The organism is Stenotrophomonas sp. TWI587 (genome assembly GCF_039674145.1).
Lineage (GTDB): Bacteria > Pseudomonadota > Gammaproteobacteria > Xanthomonadales > Xanthomonadaceae > Stenotrophomonas > Stenotrophomonas maltophilia_AY.
Genome location: NZ_JBDJMW010000024.1, coordinates 1 through 1,359 on the forward strand (window position 1 = coordinate 1; position 1,359 = coordinate 1,359).

Annotated in this window: 1 protein-coding gene; it reads right to left on the minus strand. The window is 63.6% G+C overall.

All coding sequences use genetic code 11. From position 1 onward, the window contains the following. Positions 1–30: 30 nt before the first annotated feature. Positions 31–1,289 (minus strand): IS3 family transposase gene (locus ABE464_RS19040; protein ID WP_346473198.1). Its coding sequence is split into 2 segments (ribosomal slippage): positions 31–959 and positions 959–1,289, totalling 1,260 coding nucleotides; the frame shifts between segments, so codons are not numbered across the junction. Between the last annotated feature and the right edge of the window lie 70 nt (positions 1,290–1,359).

Genomic DNA, 1,359 nt, shown 5'->3' on the forward strand with positions numbered 1-1,359 from the left:
TGATCTTGCCCCTGTATTCCCGACCCCACCCTATTCGCAATAAAGCGCCTGGTCAGCGCCTGCAGCCTGTTGCCGCCTGAACTCCCGAGGCGAACGCATTTTCAGCGAAGAATGCGGATGCACCTCGTTGAAGTGCTCGAAGGCCGCTGGCAGTTGCGCCAGTACCGTCTGCGCGTCACGCAAGTCCATGCGCGCCACATAGTCGCGCTTGAAGGTGTTGACGAAGCTCTCGGCCATGCCGTTGCTCTGCGGGCTGCACACGGGCGTGTTGATGGGCTTCAGGCCCAGCGCACGTGCCAGTGCCCTCGTTTCAGCGGCGATGTAGGCACCGCCGTTGTCACTGAGGAACTCCAACTCCTGGCCCTGCGGGACCGCTTCGACCGAGCCGAAGCGGCGCTCCACAGCTTCAATGAGCATCTCGCGCACCGGCTCACCTGGCAGCCCTTTGCCCTCCCACGCGCGCCAAGCCATCACCTCACGGTCGCAGCAGTCCTTGGCGAAGGTGGCCGTCACGGTCTGACCCGAATCGCACTTGATTTCCAGTCCATCGGAGCACCATCGAAGGTCGCTGCGTGAGACCGCAACACGGCCCTCATGCGTGCGTGCGGACTGCCGCCGGCTAGGAGCCTTGGGTAGCAGCAGCGCGGCTTGAGCCATGACGCGATAGACGCGTTTGGCGTTGACCCTCGGGGCGCCCCGTGCTGTGCGTTGGCGGTTCACCAAGGCACAGGCACGTCGGTAGCCATAGCTGGGCAAGTCGGCAATTTCCTGGCGCAGTTCGGCGAGCAACCCGGCATCGTCGCTGGGGGTGCGATGGCTGCGGCCATCGGCCCAGCCTTCACCGCGCCCAAGCAGGTCGCGCACATGCGAGCGCGCCAGCCCCATCGTCCGGCAGACTGTTTTCACTGGTCGCCCCCGGGCAACAAGGGCGAGCGCGCAATCCACTTTTTTTCTGCGGCGTACTCCACGGCTTCCTTGAGGATTTCGTTCTCCAAGGTTTTCTTGCCGAGCACGCGCTGCAGCTTGGCGATTTCAGCGCGGGCAGCCGCCAGCTCGGATGCGGGCACGACTGCCTCGCCAGCGGAGACGGCGGTCAAAGCACCCTGGCGTTCGAGCTTGCGCCACTGAAACAGCAGTCCAGCCGAGACCCCTTCTTGGCGAGCGACGAGCGATACGCTCATGCCTGGTGCGTAAGTTCGGCGCACCAGCGCCGCCTTCTCTGCGAGGGACCAGCGCCTGCGGCGCTGGTCCTTCACGACTACCTCTATTGACTCCGTATGCCTAGTCATATGCACAGTCCTCTTCCTATCTACAAAGATAAGCGATAGAACGGGGCCGGGGAATCAGGGGGCTATCTCA